The 21,282-nt window shown below is 61.5% G+C and carries 19 protein-coding genes; 10 read left to right on the top strand and 9 right to left on the bottom strand.

Features of this window, described 5'->3' with window-relative positions; genetic code table 11:
* Position 1: 1 nt before the first annotated feature.
* Positions 2–2,092, bottom strand: coding sequence for a wax ester/triacylglycerol synthase family O-acyltransferase (locus tag FHU29_RS05230; RefSeq protein WP_083962378.1), 2,091 nt, complete (start codon positions 2,090–2,092; stop codon positions 2–4).
* 172 nt (positions 2,093–2,264) lie between these two features.
* Between FHU29_RS05230 and ygiD the strand changes: the two genes are divergently transcribed.
* A complete protein-coding gene (gene ygiD, locus FHU29_RS05225) occupies positions 2,265–3,023 on the top strand; it encodes a 4,5-DOPA-extradiol-dioxygenase (protein ID WP_480035445.1) in 759 nt (252 codons plus the stop codon).
* A gap of 30 nt (positions 3,024–3,053) precedes the next feature.
* Positions 3,054–3,917, top strand: coding sequence for an exodeoxyribonuclease III (locus FHU29_RS05220; RefSeq protein WP_064440959.1), 864 nt, complete (start codon positions 3,054–3,056; stop codon positions 3,915–3,917).
* Between the two features lie 124 nt (positions 3,918–4,041).
* Here FHU29_RS05220 and FHU29_RS05215 read toward each other — a convergent pair whose 3' ends face one another.
* Both FHU29_RS05215 and FHU29_RS05210 read right to left on the bottom strand, forming a co-directional pair.
* Positions 4,042–4,437, bottom strand: a complete 396-nt coding sequence (locus tag FHU29_RS05215; protein WP_064440960.1) for a VOC family protein — start codon at positions 4,435–4,437, stop codon at positions 4,042–4,044.
* Positions 4,438–4,441: 4 nt separating this feature from the next.
* Positions 4,442–5,296 (bottom strand): helix-turn-helix domain-containing protein, encoded by an 855-nt coding sequence (locus FHU29_RS05210; protein ID WP_198156539.1) that lies wholly within the window; start codon positions 5,294–5,296, stop codon positions 4,442–4,444.
* Positions 5,297–5,333: 37 nt separating this feature from the next.
* Here FHU29_RS05210 and FHU29_RS05205 point away from each other — a divergent pair, with 37 nt between their 5' ends.
* Complete coding sequence (locus tag FHU29_RS05205; RefSeq protein WP_064440961.1) at positions 5,334–6,518, top strand: winged helix DNA-binding domain-containing protein; 1,185 nt, start codon at positions 5,334–5,336, stop codon at positions 6,516–6,518.
* A 5-nt stretch (positions 6,519–6,523) separates the two neighbouring features.
* On the opposite strand, the gene FHU29_RS05200 is transcribed toward FHU29_RS05205, so the two are convergent.
* From FHU29_RS05200 to FHU29_RS05190, 3 genes are all read right to left on the bottom strand, one after another.
* The gene (locus FHU29_RS05200; RefSeq protein ID WP_221194680.1) at positions 6,524–7,024 is read right to left on the bottom strand and encodes a hypothetical protein; all 501 of its coding nucleotides are present in this window, start codon (positions 7,022–7,024) and stop codon (positions 6,524–6,526) included.
* Between the two features lie 282 nt (positions 7,025–7,306).
* Positions 7,307–7,870 (bottom strand): septum formation family protein, encoded by a 564-nt coding sequence (locus tag FHU29_RS05195; protein WP_083962379.1) that lies wholly within the window; start codon positions 7,868–7,870, stop codon positions 7,307–7,309.
* Between the two features lie 66 nt (positions 7,871–7,936).
* Complete coding sequence (locus FHU29_RS05190) at positions 7,937–8,245, bottom strand: hypothetical protein (protein ID WP_064440964.1); 309 nt, start codon at positions 8,243–8,245, stop codon at positions 7,937–7,939.
* A 263-nt stretch (positions 8,246–8,508) separates the two neighbouring features.
* Between FHU29_RS05190 and pglZ the strand changes: the two genes are divergently transcribed.
* The gene (gene pglZ, locus FHU29_RS05185; RefSeq protein ID WP_064441772.1) at positions 8,509–10,242 is read left to right on the top strand and encodes a BREX-1 system phosphatase PglZ type B; all 1,734 of its coding nucleotides are present in this window, start codon (positions 8,509–8,511) and stop codon (positions 10,240–10,242) included.
* On the top strand, positions 10,239–12,296 hold the full coding sequence (gene brxL / locus FHU29_RS05180; RefSeq protein ID WP_198156546.1) for a protease Lon-related BREX system protein BrxL: 2,058 nt from the start codon (positions 10,239–10,241) through the stop codon (positions 12,294–12,296). The genes pglZ and brxL overlap by 4 nt, the downstream gene beginning before the upstream one ends.
* Positions 12,297–13,201: 905 nt before the next feature.
* Here the strand turns inward: brxL and FHU29_RS05175 are convergent.
* A complete protein-coding gene (locus FHU29_RS05175; RefSeq protein ID WP_064441770.1) occupies positions 13,202–13,996 on the bottom strand; it encodes a class I SAM-dependent methyltransferase in 795 nt (264 codons plus the stop codon).
* 108 nt (positions 13,997–14,104) lie between these two features.
* Here FHU29_RS05175 and FHU29_RS23630 point away from each other — a divergent pair, with 108 nt between their 5' ends.
* From FHU29_RS23630 to FHU29_RS05160, 3 genes are read left to right on the top strand one after another with little or no spacing between them, the layout of a single operon-like run.
* Positions 14,105–15,745, top strand: coding sequence for a helix-turn-helix transcriptional regulator (locus tag FHU29_RS23630; protein WP_064441768.1), 1,641 nt, complete (start codon positions 14,105–14,107; stop codon positions 15,743–15,745).
* Positions 15,746–15,765: 20 nt separating this feature from the next.
* Positions 15,766–17,202, top strand: a complete 1,437-nt coding sequence (locus FHU29_RS05165; RefSeq protein WP_064441766.1) for an alpha/beta fold hydrolase — start codon at positions 15,766–15,768, stop codon at positions 17,200–17,202.
* Positions 17,203–17,231: 29 nt separating this feature from the next.
* Positions 17,232–17,930: a hypothetical protein gene (locus tag FHU29_RS05160; protein ID WP_198156545.1), complete on the top strand. Its 699-nt coding sequence runs from the start codon at positions 17,232–17,234 to the stop codon at positions 17,928–17,930.
* A gap of 417 nt (positions 17,931–18,347) precedes the next feature.
* On the opposite strand, the gene FHU29_RS05155 is transcribed toward FHU29_RS05160, so the two are convergent.
* Entirely contained in the window at positions 18,348–19,121 is a 774-nt protein-coding gene (locus FHU29_RS05155; RefSeq protein WP_064441764.1) for a maleylpyruvate isomerase family mycothiol-dependent enzyme, read from the bottom strand.
* Between the two features lie 12 nt (positions 19,122–19,133).
* A complete protein-coding gene (locus tag FHU29_RS05150; RefSeq protein WP_074390913.1) occupies positions 19,134–19,703 on the bottom strand; it encodes a TetR/AcrR family transcriptional regulator in 570 nt (189 codons plus the stop codon).
* A 119-nt stretch (positions 19,704–19,822) separates the two neighbouring features.
* On the opposite strand from FHU29_RS05150, the gene FHU29_RS05145 reads away from it, so the two are divergent.
* Both FHU29_RS05145 and FHU29_RS05140 read left to right on the top strand, forming a co-directional pair.
* Complete coding sequence (locus tag FHU29_RS05145) at positions 19,823–20,260, top strand: DUF2510 domain-containing protein (protein WP_198156544.1); 438 nt, start codon at positions 19,823–19,825, stop codon at positions 20,258–20,260.
* A 24-nt stretch (positions 20,261–20,284) separates the two neighbouring features.
* Positions 20,285–21,151, top strand: coding sequence for a DUF1707 SHOCT-like domain-containing protein (locus tag FHU29_RS05140; protein WP_064441759.1), 867 nt, complete (start codon positions 20,285–20,287; stop codon positions 21,149–21,151).
* Positions 21,152–21,282 lie beyond the last annotated feature (131 nt).

Here is a 21,282-nt window from a genome sequence, read left to right as displayed (position 1 = left end):
GCTAATTCACTGAGAGAGTGTCGACCTCCGCGAGGACGCGCAGCTCCTTGAGAGCCTGCTCGAGATAGTGTCTGAACGACTCGACATCCGGGATGACGGACGGACATGCCAGGATCCCGAAATCAAGATGGCCGTCGTAAGACATCACCGTAATGTTGATCGCGCCACTGATATCGGAGATGACAGAGACAGGGTAGTTCGCCAGCACTCGTGCACCTGCGACGTAGAGCGGCAGCTGTGGCCCGGGGACATTCGAAATCAGCAGGTTAAAGGGCATTGCTATAGATGTCGCCGCCCGAAATACAGTGCGCGTGATGATGCCGTCAAGCAGTTGCGGAATCATTGCCGTCACGTCGTGAAGCAGCGATGCGGGCGCACTGGAGAAGCGGGTTTTAGCGGCGTTCAGAACTGGCCGTATCAGCTCCAGGCGCCGCTTCGGGTCCGGTTCGTGCGTGGGCAGAGTGGTGGGCATGAAGGAGATCTGGTTGCCTGCGGTGCCATGCTGCTCGGCTGTGCGAACCGACACCGGCATCCCCACGACGATCGGCGCATCAGGCAATGCGTCGTGATCGAGCAGCCACTGCCGCAGCGCCGTGGTGCACAGCGACATCACGACGTCGTTCACGGTGAAGCCGAGCGCGTTCTTCACGGACTTGACATCAGAAAGCGGAACTGACGCATACGCGAACGAACGTGCCGCAGTAATCCGCTCGTTGAAGACCACCTTCGGAGGCGTGCCAGGACGCGGAACGCTCTCCACAGTGCGCCGTAGCAACCGCTTCGCTCCCCTTCCCGCGCGCGCCGCACCCGGCAGCGCGCCCACACCCGGAATATCCAGCAGATGTGGGACCACGCGTCTAACCTGACGTGCCGAGGCGACAGGGCGAAGGGCCGACTTCATCGCGCCCGTCTTGAGCATGCTCATCATGCTTGGTGCAGCGTGCTGCGTGACGGTTTCGGACGCTGGCGGGACGCGGAAAGGCTCAGGGGTGAGGTCCATGACCGCGGCCATGACCTCGGCTCCGGACACTCCGTCGATTACCGCGTGGTGCACTTTCGAGTACAGGGCCTGCTTGCCGTCCTCCAAGCCTGAGATCAGATAGAACTCCCACAGTGGCCGCGATCGGTCGAGTTGCTGCGCTGATAGTTCGGCCACGAGGTCGCAGAGCTGCGTTTCCGTGCCGGGTGCGGGCACGGAGATGGCCCGGATGTGATAGCCGAGGTCAGGGTCGATCGTGTCATCCCAGTAGGGAAAGTCGAGGCCAAGCGGGACCTTGCGCAGCCGCCATCGCAGCGGGCCAATTAGATGGAGACGGCTCCGTATTACGTTTCGCACTTCGTCGACGGTGAGCTGTCCGCCGGGCAGGCCGGACGGGTCGAGCAGTGTCAGTCCGCCCACATGCAGGAACGTAGTGTCGTTCTCTGCATTGAGAAACTGCACGTCGAGCGAGCTGAGCTGCCGTGTGGTGCACGCTGCCTCCGGTACCCGCGCGACACTCCGCGGCGCTTCAGGCAGCGGGGGTTCTGGCTCACTTACGAGATCGAGCAGCGCACCAACTCGCGCCACTTCACCGTCTGCGAATGGAGCCCATTCACGAATCGCGACGATGCAGTGGCGTGAATCGAGTGGTATGTGGGCCACATGTCCGTTCTCGCTCAGTACGACACTGTCAAATGGCTCGTCTGGCATCGTTTCGAGTGACACTGAATCCGCGTTGAGCAGCCGGGTGATCGCGTCGGGCACCGGTACCTTGCCGGTCAGTGCGGCCAGGCCCGCACGTAAGACAGCCGTCTCGCTGTCGACAAGACCGTTGACAGACGCTGTGGTAATTCCGACGCATTCAACGCCGTCCCCAGTGATGAGTGCGGCGATGTCCGTCGCATCGAGTTCGATGGGTGCGCGGAGGACGAACTCGTCCATCACGCTGCCAGCTTCCGCCCATGCTGAGACCGGAAGCACCGTTACGGACAGCAGGTTGCACCGGCGTTCTGAGAGGCGCGCCGCCACCTGCGCTAGTGAGCCCGGCCGATCAGCGAGCTGGGCTCGCACCCGCCATGTGTGTCCCTCGTCGAATATCTGCTCCCACTCCATGCTTGGAGTTTCGCGGACGATTGTTTCGCAATCGTCAGATGCCGGGTAACTGATGGTTTCGGGAATACGCAGACTGTTATCTCCGGCGCCAAATCCGACATGCCGTATACTTGCGTACGCAACTATCTTGCATCACTAGCCGGAGGCGTGTCCCATGACAACCGCACAACGCATGCCCGCGGCGTTCCTCGGACATGGCAACCCCATGAACGCACTCGAACGCAACCGCTACACCGAAGCATGGCGCAGCTTCGGAGAATCTGTTCCGGCCCCGCGAGCGATCCTCGTGATCTCGGCACACTGGTACACCAACGCGACCGTCGTTACGGGCATGTCCGCGCCACGCACGATTCATGACTTCTATGGGTTCCCCCAGGAACTCTTTGACGTTGAGTACCCCGCACCAGGTATGCCGGAACTGGCTACCGAGGTTGCCGACGCCGTCAGTCCCACATGGGTAGGGTGCGACGTCGACAGCTGGGGCATCGACCACGGGACCTGGTCGATCCTGCTCCACGCGTTCCCCGAAGCCCGCATACCCGTCGTGCAACTCTCCCTGAACGCCTTCAAGACCTTCGATCATCACCTCGAACTCGGGCGCAAGCTCGCGGCGCTGCGCGATAGCGGGGTACTCATCATCGGCAGCGGCAACATCGTCCACAACCTTCGGGCCGTCGACTTCAGTCAGGCAGGGTTCGGGTTCGACTGGGCCCGGAGATTCGACGACGCTGCTCGCGACATCCTCACGACGTCGCCTGCGGAGATCGCTGCACTCGACGGCCACTCGGACTTCGCGCTGGCCGTTCCTACACCCGACCATTACCTTCCACTGCTCTATATAGCCGGTCTTGCCCAGGACGAACCACTTAAACCACTGGTTGACGGACATGAGGCAGGGTCGATTTCAATGGCGTCGTACACGCTCGGGTAACAATTTGCGTTATTCCGTAGGGTTGACTTCGTGAGAGTCGCTACGTGGAACGTCAATTCTGTGAAGCAGCGCGTGCCCCGGTTACTCCCGTGGCTCGATGACCGCCAGCCTGACGTGGTGTGCCTGCAGGAACTGAAGCTCACTGAAGATGCGTTCGCCGACCTGCTTGGCGCCGAACTCGAAAGCCGCGGGTACCAGTTCGCCGTCAGCGGTGAGGTCCAGTGGAACGGGGTGGCGTTGCTTTCGCGCGCAGGACTCGACGATCCCGTAGTGGGCATCAAGGGCGCGCCCGGATTTCCACACCCTGAGGCGCGCGCCGTCTCAGCGGTGTGCAATGGCGTCAGGGTGTACTCGCTGTACGTTCCAAATGGCCGAGAGCCAGACTCTGATCACTACCGCTACAAGCTCGAATGGCTCGCAGCGCTGCGGGATATGGTGGCAGACCATCCGGGAGATTCTCTGGTCTGCGGCGATATGAACATCGCCCCCGCTGATGCCGATGTGTTCGACCCCGCCGCGTATGTTGGGCACACCCATGTCACCAAACCGGAGCGGAACGCCCTCGCGCAATTGCACGCCCTGGGTTTGCGGGATCTGCTGCGCGAACGCTGGCCCGACGAGCGCGTCTTCACCTACTGGGATTACCGCGCGGGAATGTTTCACAAAGACCTTGGTATGCGAATCGACCTGATCCTCGGCAGCGAACCCGTCAGTGAACGAGTGCGCGCGGCGTGGGTAGACCGCCAGGCGCGCAAAGGAAAAGGTCCCAGTGACCACGCTCCAGTCATCGTCGATCTCGACGCTGCGCCGGACGGCGATATCGGACCGCTCGTGCCTCCCCCGTCGTCGCGGCAAGCGAAGACATCAGGAGTGAAGCTCCCCCAGTCCAAATAGGCCATGCCTGTGCCCCAGCGGCGAATTCGATTCGCCCACCTTTGAGCGACAATCGAGCGGGCGAGGCCTCCTGTCGCTCAGAGGTGGGCAAACGGACCTCTCCCCAGGGGCCTGTAAAGGCGGGTTACTTCCGCGGTTCGCCGCGGTAAGCACCAAACGACCACAGATTTCCTTCAGGGTCGGCAACCAGGAATTCGCGGTTGCCATAATCCTGGTCAACTGGTTCGTGAATGATCTTCGCCCCAGCTGCTTTGACTTTCTCGAACAGCGCGTCGACATGGTCGGTGACGACATAACACAAACCAGTCCCGGGCTCACGCGAGAAGCCCTTCGGATTGTTGTCTCCGAGCATGATGCCGCCGCCTTCAGGCCAGTCGAGCTGGGCGTGCACGACGGTGTCGCCACCATCGGTGTAAACGGCAGTCGCCTCAAAGCCGACAACGGTGGTGAGCCAATCGATGAGTTCTTTGGCGCTGCGTGCCTGCAGCGTCGGCCAGACTGTGGGTCCAGGTGTGTTCATATGTTCATTTTTCGCGTCGGTCGTGGCCACCGGCTTGTAAATTCTGGAACTCTTCTGCCAGCCATCGGGTGGGCGTCGTCCCCGTGAATCGCCGGAACTCCCGCACCAGGTGAGCGTGGTCGTAGAAACCGCATTCTGCTGCGACGTCGGCAAACACGGGCGTATGACCACCCCGCAGGCTTGCGCCAACCAGCGTGATCGCTCTGTCGAACCGGATCAGCCTCCCGGCATCTTTAGGCGAAATTCCTGTTTCGTTGCGGAACAAGTCCGTAAGACGGCGCGAACTGAGATTCACGGCATCGGCGACCTGGCTGGCGGTCGCCGCGCCTCCTGTGGCAGCTAGATGATTCCACGCGCCGAAAAGCTCCCGCCGCGGCGACTGCGCCGTCGTATCCAGCCGTCGGTGCAAGTAGTCGCGCAGCGTCTCGAAGCGCTGCTGCCACGTCGGCAGCTCATACAATTCTTCACGCAGCAGGTCGATTCCGCGGCCAAGCAGACCCGCGCCCTCATAGGTCAGCTCAGATAGTTCGCCAACTGGCACGCCGAACAATTGGCGTGCCAGTAAAGGGTGCACCGCAAGCTGAACTCCAGCTTGGTGTTCCGGCTGCCGCACATAAGCGGGCGAGGTGTGCAAACCACTGATGACCACCTCGTTGCGCAACGTCACACCGGCGGCGAGATCCTCAGGTGAAGCAGCTGTCTCGATCGGGTCGTCGAGACTGATGATGAAGGTTACGTACTGCGAGGGCAAACCACGATGGACACCGGGACTGAGCCCCTCCGAACGGTAGCCGTAGGCAGCGGCGATCCCAGGGATGCGCATGCTTCCCCGCGCGAACTCCATCACCGGTGCGGTCACAACCCAATTCTAGGGACTCATGTGAGAGGCTCACGACATGCGCATAACCGATGCCGAGCGCCGGGCGCGGCTCGTCGAGTTCCATCACCTCAGAGGTGACGCGTCATCGCCGTTGCAGGCTGCACGCGACATGGTTGTTCTGCATGCGACTGATCCTGCCACCGTGTACCTTTCCGCTCTGTCCCGGTGCGCGTCCGCATCACTAAGTGACATCGCGAAAACCATGTACGACGATCGGGCGCTGGTCCGGATGCTCGCGATGCGCCGCACAATGTTCGTGGTTCCGGCAGACTTCGTCGCGGTTGTTCACCACGGGGCATCAACCGATGTCGCGGCGCGCATCCGCAAGCATCTCCTCAAACAGCTCGCGACTGTTCCCACTGAACCGGAACTGCCCGACGATCTGCCTGCGTGGCTCGAAGATGTCGAGAAAGGGGTGGAGTCGGCGTTAATGCGCCGCGGCACCGCAACCGGGACTGAACTCGCTTCCGAAGAGCCCCGCCTGCGCACCGCGCTTCTTCCCACGACGGAGCGCGCTTGGGACGTCCGGCGCACCATCACCTCTCAAGTGCTCACGATGATGGGCGCGGAAGGACGGATAGTCCGCTGTGAACCCCGCGGCACCTGGACGTCGCGGCACCACACATGGGAACCCGGCCATTCGTGGTGGCCAAATGGCATCGAGGAACTCGAGACGGCGAAAGCGCGTCAGGAACTCGCGGCCGCGTATATCCACCGCTTCGGGCCCGTCACTGAGGCGGACGTCGCCTGGTGGACGGGGTGGCCGCTGGGCGTGACGAGGAAAGCGCTTGCCGCACTCGACATCGTGACTGTCGAGGTGGGCTCCGGCACTGGTCTGATGCTGGCCAACGACGTCACAGATCGAATCAGCGCCGCCGCCGATGGTTGTGCGACGCTGCTCCCTGCGCTCGATCCCACGCCGATGGGCTGGAAGGACCGCGCCTGGTATCTCCCCGAAGACCCGGCCCCGCTGTTTGACCGAAACGGCAATATTGGACCCACCATTTGGTGGGAGGGCGAGATCATCGGCGGCTGGGCGGTTCGTACCGATGGCAGTATCGCGACCACGCTGTTGATTGACCGTGGTGCCGCAGCGAGTTCCGCCGTAGCCACTGCCGTGGAGGAACTCGCGCCCAGACTCGACGGTACCGTCGTCATCCCGTCGTTCCGCACACCCCTTGAACGAGAGCTCAGCGGCTAGCGCATTCAGCCGTTAGTCTCCTTCCGGATACAGTCCACCAAACGTTCTAAACGCTGATTCCAGAGCATCCGGTACTCCGCGGATGCAACCGCGTCCACAATCGTTGGCCGCCAATTGCTTAGATGGACTGACAGCCTTGTCCCTTCGCCCCGAGCTAGCGCACCGAGTACCCGATGGTCCGGAAGATCCGCGAATCGGAACGTCATCCGCCACTGCAGACCCCGGTCAGGTTCTTCACATTCGAACTGTTCAAACTCAAGCTCCGCGCCGTCGCAGTATCTCCCTATTGTCATCGCGGCCTGGTTCGCTTTTCGCGTCCATATATCGGAGAAGCACACGCCATCTGACAGGCCGAAATGTGCAGGAATCCACCACTTGTCCCGTTTCCTGCAGTCGTCGAGCCAGCGGTACGCGATTGTTCGATCGACTCCCACTAGATCAGCCCAGCACTCCACGTCAGGTACGTCGAGCATCTCCTCCGCGTCTGGGACGTACGGAACTATCATCGCCGCCGCCCTGCCGTGCCTAGTCAGCACAGTCGATCTACCCGAGTATTGCGCGCGCGCCACCAGTTCTGGAAGACGCGCTCGTGCCTGCGTGACCGCCAATCCCTCCACCCTCATGCGGACATATTGCCCGAAGGGTCTGACAGTTTCGTTCATGCGTTCCGCACCCGGAGCGGAGAGGCATTGCGGTTTTCACACCAGGGTCAAAACGTACAGTTACAGCGCAGAAATGTACGTTTTGCCCCTGCTCACAAAAAAGCATCCCCCTCCGGTACTTCTGGGCTATTCACCGACGTCTCGCAGGCTCCCGCTCACTGGGCCGTCGGGGTCAAGAATCATGCACACGACCTCGCGGTCTCCCCCAGCCCAGGTGACCTCAGTGGGATATAGGAAGTTGAGGACATACCTGGACGACTCCTCTTCGGTCCCGGTAAACGCCTGGAATTCGTCGCGACATCCTTCTCGGGCTCTCTCCTGGATCTCGTCGTCGCCGGGGAATTCCGTTCCGTCGAGTTCGTAGATCGCGAAGATCTCCTGCTGATGCGGCTCGTCGCACGGCACGACAGCGACAGTTCCCGGTGTTGTCGCTTCCTCAGGGGCGAGGAGGCAGTCACCCACCTGCAAGTCGAACTCACTCACTTCTGTCGTGTCGGTATCGGTGCCCGCTGTCGTCGCTCCCGGGCTTGTGGGTTCGGGATCGCCGGTGGCGCCGGTGACGCCGGTGACGCCATTGCCTCCAGCAGAGCACGAGATTGCTGCCAGAGGGACTACCAGCAGCGCAAGCCCGGACATCCTTCGGCGTTGCCAACGAGTGCGCGACGCGGGACCGTAGCGGCTAGTGGACATGAAACACCCTTCTCGAGGAACCCTTCGGGAAAGGATATTCGCCCGCACGTAGCCGCCTCCACACACCTACCTCGCGAGGTAGACACCGCCTGTGCTGTTCATGTCGTACCGCGATCCCGTGTTACCGGTCTTCCACACGATTTCCCATTCCCCGTCCGCACCGCACACTAGAGGCCCTGAGCGCGTACCTGTCGGAACGTACTTGATCCGCACGTTGCCGTCCGCGTCTTCTTCCTCAACGGCGCAATATCCTGGGTAGCCGGACGGTCCCGATGTGTTGGGCACGGCCGACGCGAAAGACGCACCGCCGACCATGAGCGCAATCGGGGCGGCGATGAGGAAGGCCTTGGCGGCAGCGGAGCGGAAGCGGGTCATCGAGTGTTCTCCTAGCGAAAGCCGCCCGACTTGTCCGGGCGGTGTCATTCAAGGATGTGCGTTCCACCCGCGAATCCGTAGACACCCTAGGGGTGGGATTCTCCCCCTGAGAGCTGCATTATGGTGAAGCATGCCCGTGTCTATGGATCAGGTTGTTCAACGAGTCGCTGCGTATCAGCCAAAAACACTCCCGCCGGATGGGATGCGGGCGGCGACGGCACTGGTTCTCTGCGCGGAACCGGAGCCGCAGTTCGTGGTGGTTATTGGAGTGGCTCGATGACCCAGATGGCAGTCAGCAGGCTCTGAAGGGAACGCAATGGGATGCCTTTAGAGCGACATGCCGATCCTCGTACGGATTCGACCCGGTTAAGGACGGTCCACTGACGGCAGCTAAACACCTTGGATATCGCGGCGGCGCATGGCAAAACATTTGGGAGCGGTTCGCCGACAATCCGCGCCGCTACAAGAACGTGCCAGCGTTGCTAGACAAGGCTCGACCTCACGGCGACCTCTTCGGTGGTTCCGACCCTCACCCCGACTCATGGCCCTCGTGGAATCAGGAGCAGGAGGAGGAGCTCCGCGCAGCCCTCATCAGTTTGGGCGGGCGGAACCACCTTGAGCAGACACGTGCCGAGGTCAAAGAGCTTGCTGCCGCCCATCTTCGGCGTGAAGAGAGTGTCTGGGCCGAGCTCGGACAGGCACCGCTGGCTCGCGCAGTTGGATACCTTGGCGAACTGGCGGAGCTTGCAACGGCATCGGCGAACGGCGATGATTTGGATACGCAGGTTTCCTGGTATGCGTCCGAGGGTCACAAAGTTGATGACCTGGCTTTGCGCGCGATCGCGGCAGCAGCCTCCACCGCAGATCGAAAAGCAGTGTGTAAGGCGCTCCAGGGACTATATGACCCGTGGGTTGAGGAAACGGCGCGCCGTTTCCAAGCAGTTGCCGCTACCGGTTACAAGGCGGATGTGGGGCTCGAAATATCGGCCGGGACATGCGTTGTGTACGTAGACGCGCTGCGCTACGACCTCGCCTCACGTCTTGCGAAGCGTTTGGCGCTGTTTGAGGTCGCAGTATCTTCAAGATTGGCTGCATTCCCCACAGTCACCCCCACGGGGCAACCTGCCGTTGCGCCCGTCACGGCTCATTTCGTGGCGGGTACTGACTTTGATGCGGCTGACGAAAAGGGACGCTCCGTGAAGGGGCAGGTCTTCCGCTCTGTGCTGGCAGAAGACGGTGTGCAGTATCTCGACTGGAAAGCGGGCGAGGTCGGCGACGTCAACACGATCGGCTGGACGCAAACGAACGCAATCGATGCGCTGGGCCACGATCACAACCACGCCCTTGCTGACATGCTCGATCAACAACTTGATCTTGTATCCGAACGCGTTCATAGTCTCCTGGGATCAGGCTGGCGGAAAGTGGTCGTCGTGACCGATCACGGCTTTGTCATGCCCGCATCACCGGCGATAAAAGTGGATCTTCCGCTGGCGTTGACAGAAGGCGATTCAGCACGGAAACCGCGGGTAGCGCGCCTAAAAGCCGGAGCCAGTCGACCTGACTTTCCGATCGTTCCCTGGACGTGGGACGATTCGGTTGAGATGGTCAGCGCACCCGGTGCTACCGCCTTCGAGGCTGGAACATTGTACGAGCACGGCGGCCTCAGTCCGCAAGAATGCGTGATTCCGGTGATCGAGGTCTCGGCTGCTGCAGGTGTGGCCCAGTCTGCACGGATAGACGTGGTCCGCTGGACCGGACAGCGAGTTCGAATTGACTACGAACCAGTTGAGGCCGAAGTCGTCGCCGAGGTTCGGCTCGCACCAGGGAATCCCTTGACATCGGTCGGTGGACCGAAGCCTCCTTCGGAGCCAGGGGAAATCAAAGTGCTGGTCGACGAAGAGGAAGCTGCGGAAGGGACGTCGGCATACGTCGTACTCCTGTCAGAGAGTGGTTCGGTTGTGGCCCAGCTCAAAACCACGGTAGGAGGCGTCGGATGACGGACATGATCACACTCGACTTGATAGACGAGCTTGCGGCATCGGCATTCGAAGGATATGTGGTTCGGAAGGACCTCGCGCAGCAGTTCAAGGGTGCATACCCGGTTCCGACGTACGTCGGCGAGTTCTTGATCGGCCGCTACTGCGCGACGACCGATCAAGAGGAGATCGAAGAAGGGCTGCAAATTGTTCGCCGGTTGCTGGCGGATCGCACCGTCCGCGCTGGCGAGGAGGAGCTGTTCAAGTCTCGCGCTCGTGAGCGCATGACGGTGAAGCTCATCGACCTTGTGAAGGCGAGACTCGACGCAAGATCGAACATGTACGTGGCGGAACTCCCAAGCCTGCGCCTCAAGGACGTTCGAATCGACGATGCAGTGGTCCGCGATAACGAGCGGATGCTCACCGGTGGCTTCTATGCCGAGGTCGATCTTTACTACGACGCAGTCATCGCAGATGAGAACAATGGAAAGCCGTTCGCGATCGGCTCGCTTCGGCCCATTCAACTCTCGACTAGGGACTCGCTCGAGAAACTTGCCAAGGGGCGCTCGAGTTTCACGACCGAGCAATGGAAACACCTGTTGCTTCGCTCAGTGGGATTTGAGCCAGAGACGTTGACGCAACGGGAGCAAGATGTCCTGCTGCTTCGCATGGTCCCGTTTGTGCAGCGAAACTACAACATGGTGGAGCTTGGTCCGCGCGGTACCGGAAAATCGCACCTCTATCAGCAGGTCTCGCCGTACGCGCACCTCATCTCAGGCGGCAAGGCAACTGTTGCTCGAATGTTCGTCAATAACGCCACGGGGCAGCGCGGGCTTGTGGCGCAGTTTGATGTCGTCTGCTTCGACGAAGTTTCCGGCGTTTCCTTCGACCAGAAGGACGGCGTAAACATCATGAAGGGTTACATGGAGTCTGGCGAGTTCTCGCGAGGGAGGGAGTCCATCCGGGCAGATGGTTCGCTCGTTCTCGTTGGCAATTTCGACGTAGACGTCGCACACCAGCAGCGGATTGGGCACCTGCTCTCGCCGCTGCCGCCGGAGATGCGTGACGACACCGCATTCATGGACCGGATCCATGCCTACCTGCCAGGTTGGGACGTTCCTAAGCTCAATCCCACCTACTTCACACATCACTTTGGGCTTGTCAGCGACTTTCTCTCCGAGTGCTGGTCTCATTTGCGGACACAGTCGCGTCTTACATCAATTCAGGGTCGAGTCAATTACTCAGACGCACTGTCTGGTCGCGACCTCTCCGCAGTGAACAAGACGGTCGATGGCCTCCTAAAGCTGCTCTACCCGGACGCCGAGACTCAGGTCTCTGATGAGGATCTCGAGTGGGCGATTCGGATTGCGCTGGAGTGCCGCCGCCGCGTTAAAGAACAGCAGCGGCGAATTGGTACCGCCGAGTTCCGAAATACTCACTTTGGTTACCGGATTGGTGAGGGCATCGAACACTTCGTTTCGACACCAGAGCTTGCCAGCCCCGATTCCATTGAACTCGACCCCCTGCCGCCCGGGCAAGCGTGGGCGATTGCCGAAGGTAGTGGCGAGGTAGGCCCGGGTCTCTACCGCATCGAAGCGGCCGGCACACCTGGCGCCGGAGCACGCGGACTGCTCAACCAGGCTGCGCCCGCGCCGCTGCGGGAGAGTTTCAAGGTTGCGGAACAGAATTTAATTGCGCAATCGCGTGGCCTCGTCGGTGACCGCGACCCTCGCGAGCACAGTCTCACGGCTCAGATCCGCGCCCTCGATGCGGCGAAGTCAGGCGCCGGACTCGGACTACCGATCCTGCTCGCACTCGCATCGGCGATGCTGCAACGCTCCCTCAAAGGGGGGCTTATCGCGGTCGGGAACCTCTCGCTCGGAGGCGGTATCGAGACAATCCTTAACGCCGCAGCACTCGCGGAACACGCGATGGAAAAGGGCGCGACGGCGTTACTGCTGCCCGTGTCAGCTCGTCGGCAACTGCTTGACGTCAGCGATGAGGTCGCGACCAATGTCACGTTCCTCTTCTATCGCGACGCCCAGGATGCGCTGGTTAAGGCGTTGGACGAGTGATGTCTGGATCGAATATTGCGTCCGGTCACCTGACTGGCACGTCGAAGGAACAGTCCCGAATACCGCAGTCAGGAGGGGAGTCCCATGTCGACGAAATGGTCACGAGTACCTGCTCAGCAGTCCCGTGCTGGTTCTCGCAGGAGAGAATCAAGGCCGCCCGACCTAAGAGGTGCACACGGCGTCGTCAATGGTTCTCTTAAAGAAGTTTAGTGTGAATTTACCTGGATTGCGAGAACGCGACGGCGGTACGGCGCTGCTCGATGAACTAGAGAGGGACCGGGGATACCCAACACCTGACTGGTGGATCGCGGCCGACGAACGCGATATGCACTCGACTGAGGGCTTAGCCGTAATCAGAAGTCGGCGGAAGCGAAGTCGGCGTTGGATACCTACAACGGACTGCCTTCGGCGCCTACCGTCAGACTGCGAATGCAGTTCCCTTAGTCGGTCGAGCCTTGCTAAAGCCGATATAGCAATCGGTGCCCGGTAGCGATGACTGTTACCCGCACTAATATTGCTCCCGCAATCATCTGAGCAGATCATGTGCGGGGACGAGTCGAGACCAGACGCGCAGACGCGCATCGTCTGCGTTCCGAATGCGCGTGGCTGGACTCGAGACGAGCAGAAACAGCGCCCGTGTCCGATGAACTCTTACCGCCAACAGATACGCCGCCAACACCGCAACCACTGAGCTGTACCACCGTCAAAAGCACAGCCCTGACGCGCGTGGTCCACAGGCTGGCCCAAAGGGAATCGAGTCCGATACGGACTGGATAGTTCCCAACAACAGCGGACATCGCAGCTAGGTGCAGAGCGCGAGATCATGGCTTGGTTCTCGCACGTTGGCAAGAGCCTATCTCACCACTCCCCCCATTCGCATCGTCCATGTGCCCGCAAGCCGACTTCTACTTCCCCGCACACACAACAAGCCCCCGCAACGGCGCATGCAGCCGCCCGTTCGTTTCCCACTCACCCAAAGCTCTCCGCGCCCGCTCTCGGATTCGCTGGTAGGTCTGTTCGGTAATCCGCGTGTAGAGCGGCGATCCTTCAATCTCGGTTTTTACAAGGTCATCAGCGGAGGCGAACGACGCGGTCCCTGGATGCTCATACAGTGCGACGACTGTGAGTCTCGCGCTGTTGAGTAGCGAGGTCAGTTCGTCAGCGTCCCCGCATGACCAGTAAGTGCTGAGCAACGCGGCACCTTCGGGCCCTGCCTCGTCCGCGACGATCTCGGTGAGTCTTGAGTACGCAGGCTGATTATCGATTTTTGAGGGTACGACCAACCCCACTTTTCCATCGCTGGTCATTACCCTCGCCATCTCCGACAGTGCTGCGATCCGGTCGTCGAAGAACATCAGGCCCATTTGGCAGAGCACCACGTCGAACGAGCGGTCGGGGTACGGCAGGTGCTGCGCGTCGGCCTGCTGCCATGTGAGGTCAGGTCGCACGCGCCGCGCCACGGTGAGCATCGACTCGTTGAGGTCGGTACCAACTACTGTGCCGCTGCCGCCGAGGACGTCGGCCGCTGTCCTGGCAGCGATTCCGGTTCCGCACGCCACGTCGAGTACGGCCTGTCCTGGGGAGACTCCGGTGGCCTTGACGATCAGCGGGGCCCATTCGGCGAAGATCCCCGGGACGAATAGCTCCTCGTACGCTTCGGCGGCCTCGATAGATACCTGGAATTTCTCTATTGCAGTCATACATCCAGCCTGCTGCCACGGGGCCGTGTATACATCGGTGCACGCACCTATCCGGGCACCTACACGGACTACACCATTCCGTGCGTACCCGCCTGGTAGTAAGGAACTGTGCACGCAGAGACTGCAGAGCAGCTCGAGCAGGGCAAGCGGGCGCTCGCAAACGGAGACTGGGAGACCGCGCGGGACGTCCTTAGCTGCGCGGTGTCGGGCACCGATGACCCGGACGTCGGGTTTCACTATGCCCGCGCAGCCGAATGGGCTGGCGATTACCGTGATGCAGTCAAGTACTACGAGCGCGCCTTCACCGGGTATTGCGAGAAAGGCCGGTGCCGGGATGCCGCGTACATCGCGGGACGTGAACTGAGTTTCCTGCATGCCGCTGTGTACGGCAACACCCCGGTAGCCGAGGGGTGGCTCCAGCGGGCACTCGATCTGGCGCACGATATCGGCGATTGCACGGAGGCCGGTTGGGTGGAACTCGCTGCGGCGTTGATGACCGATGATCCGGATGCGAAAGACGGCCATATCGCGCGGGCTGAAGCGATCGCGGAGGTGACCGGGGATGTGAATCTCCGGTTCGCCGCGATGGCCCACACCGGTGTGTCACGAGTCCTCCGCGGCGAGATCGTCGAGGGGATTCGTCTGCTGGACACGTCCGCGACGGCGGTGATCAGTGGTGAGGTCACCGATTACCTTGTGGCTGGAGAGATTTTCTGTCACATGCTGTTCAGTTGTGAAGCGGCGCAGGATGTGGTGCGTGCGCAGAGATGGCTGACCGCCGCGACAGAGTATGGAGCACGCTCGCACGCGGACTGGATTCCAGCGATCTGCCGGACACACTTCGGTGGGATCCTCACCGCGGCTGGGCGCGTAACCGACGCCGAAGAGCAACTCTGCAGTGCGCTCACGCTGTACGACGCGAGCTACGAGGCCCTGCGCTCGTCTGCGATGGTTCGCCTCGCGGACTTGCGGGTGCGGCAGGGCCGCTTCGATGAGGCGGCGCGGATGCTGGCTGGTTTCGAGTTCGATTCGTACGCGGTGCGCCCACTCGCACGGTTGCACTTCGCCCGCGGCGACCTGGGCATGGCGCGGCGAGTCCTCGTCCGCGTTCTCACCGCCGAATGCACGCCCATGAACGCCGCGCATTGGGCCCTGCTCACCGAAATCGCGGTAGCCAGAGACGACATGCCCCTGGCCCGCGACGCAGAGTCACGCCTCACCCGGCTCGCGCGACTATGCGAACTGCCCAGCATCCGCGCGTACTCGAGCTACGCTTCCGGACTGGTGGGTGAAGCTGTCGGCAACAATGATGATGCCCTGACGTCTTACGATCAGGCCTTGAAGCACTTCAGCGACGCCGCGCTGCCACTCGAAGCAGCGCGGACCCGTCTTGCGATTGCCCGCCTCACAGCGACAACCGAACCCGAGATCGCGGCCAGTGAAGCACACACGGCACTCCGCGTCTTCGAAACGCTGGCGGCACGGTTTGACGCCGATCAAACCGCTAGCCTGCTCCGGCAGCTCGGCCAGCCGGGCCGCAGCTCTCCAAGAACCATGGGGCCCTTGACCAATCGTGAGAGCGAGGTTCTGCGCCTCGTCTCGGAAGGTCTGCCCAACGATGAGATCGCAGACCGCCTCTTCCTCAGCAAACGTACCGTCGAACACCACATCAGCAGTATCTTCCGCAAGTTCGGGGTCTCCTCGCGGGCCGAAGCGATCGCTGCGGCGCTGCGCCGGTCGGGCGAATAGTCGGGCACAATTACTCCCAGATGTTCAGGCTCGGTTTGCTTACGGCACTGTTGGTGGTCGCTGCGCTGCTGCCGCCAGTCGCGCATGCCGACACACCGCTCACGTGGGGTCCCTGCCCCACCGAGGCACGAGCACCGGACGCGGAGTGCGCGGAGGTCACCGTCCCTCGTGACCACAACGCGCCTGAACGTGGCTCGATCACGGTAACCGTATCGCGCATCCGCGCTACCGGTGAGCGCCGCGGTGTGCTGTTCGGCAACCCCGGCGGCCCTGGCACGGACGCACTCGGCATGTTCTCCACCGAACGCGACCTATCGTTCCCTACCGGGCTGCGTGCGCATTTTGATCTTGTGGCGATGCAGCCCCGCGGCTTGCGCTGGTCGACCCCCCTGGAATGTGACACCACCGCCGGTGCATTCGCTGTCGGTGCTCTATTGCGGCAAGCATGCGACGTGGAGTATGTCGACACGATCACTACGGAGAACACCGCACGCGACCTCGATGTGGTGCGCCGCGCCCTCGGCGAGAACACAATCCACCTGTACGGCCTGTCTTACGGCGCGGCACTGATGGCTGATTATGCGACATTGTTTCCCCACCGTGTCGGCAAGATGGTGCTCGATTCCGGTGTCGCCCCCGACTCGCGCTGGCTGAATCTGTACACCGATCGCGTACCCGCACGCATGCAGCGCCTGCACGATCTGTTCGCGTGGATCGCGCAGCGCAACGACACCTACGGTCTAGGCACAACACCCCGCGGGGTGTATGAGAGCTGGTCGGACCGGATTAAGCAGGAAAGCGGCGCGCCCGCACCAGTTCCCCCACCACCAGCGCGCCCCGGCGACACACCACCGCAACTCTCTCCCTGGACGGACGAGTACCTCGCCATTGACGACGCACTGACCAAACCAATATGGCGCACTTCGCAATACGCCTACGCCGGGGCACAGCCTTCGCGCCTGTATGACTTCATCGTTTTCGTCGGTCTCTACCGCAGCTCGTCGTGGCCTGACATCGCCGATGCAATCCGCCACGGCACACCCGACACCCGCACCGACCCCGTACCGCTGTTCATGCAATACGTCATCACCGCGATCACCTGCAACGAAAACGCTAATCCCCCAGCCGTCCACACCATTCCGGACACCGCCTGGAACTACCTGACCGGCGGGAACCGGATCGTCGCGGAAGCTAACGTTTTCGGGTCCGGGTTGCTCTGCGCAGGATGGGCACCAGTCACGCAACCCGTGCCATGGTCAGGCGAGAAGCTGCGCCACCCGCCACTCGTCCTCCACCAGACAGGAGACGCCGCCGCACCCTACGCCGGAGGACAGGCACTAGCGGCCACATTCAACGCCCGGATGATCACCCTCGACGGGAGCGACCATGGCGTCGCCATCCACGACCTGCCGGAAACGGATCGCAACATCATGAACTATCTGCTTAGCGGCGAGTGATGTTCGTCCATTCACTCCGGTGGATTTCGATGACGGAACTCAGCGCCGAACTGCCGCAAGTTCAGGGCTTTATCATCGAGAATGAACGCATGGAGCAGGCATCAAAGAACGGGAAGCTCCCACGCATCACGGTAATCCCGAAGACTGGGTCCGAGCCCATCACGATCGAGGGCTCATCAATCGGTGCAACAGTCTCCGACTTCTGGAGCTGGTCCTGCTCAGACTTAGTCAGCAACAGGTTGAGAGGCGTGCTCGCGGAGTACATCGTCGGATTAGCGCTTGGGTGCGTTACCGACCAGGTACGCACAGAATGGGACGCTGCGGATCTCCGCTTACCGGACGGCACCCTAATCGAGGTGAAATCAGCGGCGTACATCCAGTCGTGGCAGCAGACTCAGCACTCAGCCGTCAGCTTCAACATCTCCCCCACAACAGGGTGGGACGCCACGACTAATACCGTCTCAGAGGAACGGAAACGGCAAGCCGACGTCTACGTGTTCTGCCTCCTCAAACACCGCGACAAGCAGACCGTCAACCCGCTTGAGGTTAACCAGTGGGACTTTTACGTGATGCCCACTGAGCAGATCAACGAGCGTCTCGGTGAACAAAGGACGGTCAGTCTCAGTCGACTCCTCAGTCTCAATCCCGCCACGGCGTCGTTTGCAACCCTGCCGGAAACACTTCACCACGTCATGCACGGCCGCGACGATCCGACCCTGGACACCTAAGCGCTCGCTGTCTTCAGCAGAACAGGTACACCAGCGTTCGATTAAGGTCAACATCAAACGCTTGGAACAAATGCGATGACGACTACTGAGGAATCTGCAGTAAAGAGACCAGCCTGATTTGTAGGGGCCTTCTTCGGCAGTACGGATGATCAACTTTCGACATTTCTCAAAGAGGGAGTTTGGGAGGCGCAGTCCGAAGACGTCACGAGATTAGTTTTGCGACATTCGATCTGACGAAATCTGCGGGTGAAATCAAGCGCCGCCTGATCGCACTTGCAATTCGGCCACCCCTAGTTGATGCATGACCGGACACCTATGCTTCGACCGCGGCGCACGATTCATGACTCCACCCGGCAGTCCCGTCGGCGAAACACCGATCCATTACCAACTAGTGTTCCGTCCCTTAGCTGATCCCCCTCAGAACGGCACCGCTGCCCCGAGCAACCCTTCGCCGCTGGTTCTGCCAGAAAGGATCCGGCAGTATTCGACGGCGTCGATCGTGATCTTTTCCGCGTCCGCGCCGGGATTTTCGTACACTCCTCCGGCTGGCCCGGTCAGTGTCAGGTAAAACGGCTTTCCGTGGCGCCGAGCCCATTCGGCAACAATGTCGGAGATGATCCGCCCGTCGTGCTCGGCATCGAGGACGGGATTCACGCCGATGGCACGGCAGAGGTCGATGCGATGCAACCAGGTATCCCGGGTGAGGATGACGTCCACGAGGTATCCGAGCGACCATGTTTCGTCAATCTGATCGCCCATGATCACCGGGAATCGCGCGAACCGCCGTGCCGCTGCGGGTATCCGGGAGCGGCCCCGCGCGGCCTTGGGCGCGAGTTCTGTACAGAGCGAGACGAGCTCGGCCGTCGACAGGTGGGCTGTGCGTTCGACCTGAATGGCGGTCATGTGGTCGACCTCATCGCCACCGAACGTTTTCGCGCGGCGCTTCACTTCCCACTGTTCCCGGATCATCTGGCGCGCGGACGCCGCGGACTGCATGGCCCCCGCGAGGTGCCCAGCGAGGTCACGCACGGTCCACGCGGCACAATCTGTCTGATTGCTCCACTGGTCTGGCTGCACCTGCCGCAGCACTGCCGCGAATCGCTCGTATGCCTCGCGGGCGAGGTCATGCGCTTCGCTGTGGCTGATGGACGCGATCGTCGAGACGGTCACTGGTGTTGCCGACATGGTCATGATTCCTCCGATTTAAAGTCCGATGTGATCGCAGTACAGGTCGACGAGGTCGTCGAGGAGGCGGGCCCAGCGGTCACCGCCGGGGTCGTTGGACAGCTGCTGGCTGACCAGCCCGGTGAGCATCGCGGTCCACATGTCGATGGCACGAGGGTCGGTGACGCCGCAGTCCTTCATGAACTGGGCGAACTTGCCGAGATTCTGTTCGGCGAGCCTGTAGGACTCGGGCGATGGCTCGAACTCGGGAATGGTCCGCTGGAACAACAGCAGGTACCGGACGGGGTCCTTGACGCAGAAGTCGAAGAAACTATGGGCGGCACGGCGGAATACATCTCGCGGGCTGCCGGTCCTCGGCGTCTCAGCGACCTGGTCCGCGAACTCCTGCTGTCCGTACGCGAACATCGCGTCGTAGATCGCCTCTTTCGACGGGAAGTAGCTATACAGGCTCGGCGCGCGCATTCCGACGCGCCGGGCGAGATCTCGCAACGACAGGCGCGCGAGCCCGTCCTCCCGTGCCGCCGTCCACGCCGCAGCAAGAATCTCCTCACGAGTCTGCAACCGGCGTCGTTCCCGAACAGTTTCCATCAATACTCCTAACGCTGTTCAGTATTCCTAACAGCGTTAGGCGCGTCAAGTCCGCCGCGGTCCGCAGGTCGCGAGGCCGCCACTAGTGCAAGCCAAACGTATGCGTATAACTTGGTGGTGTGAGCAATAATTACGGGCATCAAGATGACTACTGGCTAGCGCAGTCAGCCACGCCCACGGAACAATTTCCGCATGCGCAGCCGCCAGGTCTGGCTCCGCACGCCGCGGGATCTAATTTTGCTCATACGCCTGATCACCGGCCAACATCGGCACCGGCCGGCTGGTACCCGGATGCGATGGATCGGACGATTCAGCGTTGGTGGGACGGCCAAGGGTGGACAGCTCACATCGCTCCCCTCGTCGCTCAGCCAGCGGCAGGCTACTACCCGCCGTACAGTCCCCCGCCGATCTATATCAACAACATGTCGTCATCGAACTCGCCAGTGATGGTCAACTACCAGCGGCCCGTCAACCACCTTCTTCACTTCATTCTGACGATCCTGACGGCCGGCCTCTGGTTGCCCATCTGGATTATTGTGGCCATCTCCCGCCGGTAGCCTCGTTGTAAGGGAGGGTGAGCTGTGGACGCTGTTAACGGACCAGGCAACGCGCGACGCATTGGTGACGCTGAACGTCAGCGCGGGCTAGATCTGCTGACACGCGCGATGTCTCTCGGTTATCTGGACGTGGACGAATACACCCAACGCTCCGGGGACTGTGCAGTCGCGAAGTTTCAGCACGAGATTGACGAACTAGTTCACGACCTTCCATCGGCGATGCCCGAGCCGGCACCTCCAGCGACCTTGCCGCACCCGAAAAGCCCATGGCCGATCCCGGCAATCCTTCTCAACATGCTCGGTGGCTTTTTCCTCGCAGTGATGGTGGCCGACTCGTCAGTCGGTGAGTTCTTCGTTGGACTGGCCATTGCCGGGGTATGCGTGGGCGGGGCGTACGCGATTCGCATGAAGCAACGCAGCAAACCTCAGCCAGCAGTTCCGGAAACCGGAAAGTCAGGCCGAACGTGGAACGTCGCCGCGATCGCGACGCTGGGCTTCGGCCTGCTGACCACCCTCGTTATGGTCACCACGCCAGGTGACTCGGTGAGAGACCACATCGGCTCGATACTCTTCGGCCTCGTCATCGTTGCGACAGGGCTTGCGCTACGTGGGCCTCGGCCCAAAGGAGCAGTCTCGACGAACAGTCACCACGCGCCGATCCCTCCACCGAACGTGAATGGTCAGGCGAACTATTTCCGCTCGCATCCTGGTTCTGGCTACGTCGCGCCTCACAGTGGAACCGCACGCACGGCTCCGTCTCCCCCGCCGCCCGCAGCTCCGCCGACTCATCGCCCGTCGCCGGAATACATGAATTACCCGCCGCCACCTCCGCCATACCCGCACCGGCCGCCCACTGACTGGAGTCAGCCTCCACAGTGGCCGCGCGGCTGACTACGGGAGCGAAGTACGGCGGTCCTCGGCCTGTGCCCTTTCCACGCGTCTTTCCTCGCGCCATAGCCGGGGACATCGCGCTTTGTCTGAGCGATTTAGCATTTCGCTAATCACGCTGAACAGCAATTCCA

The organism is Hoyosella altamirensis (assembly GCF_014191505.1).
Lineage (GTDB): Bacteria > Actinomycetota > Actinomycetes > Mycobacteriales > Mycobacteriaceae > Hoyosella > Hoyosella altamirensis.
This window is presented reverse-complemented; position numbering and strand designations above follow the sequence as displayed.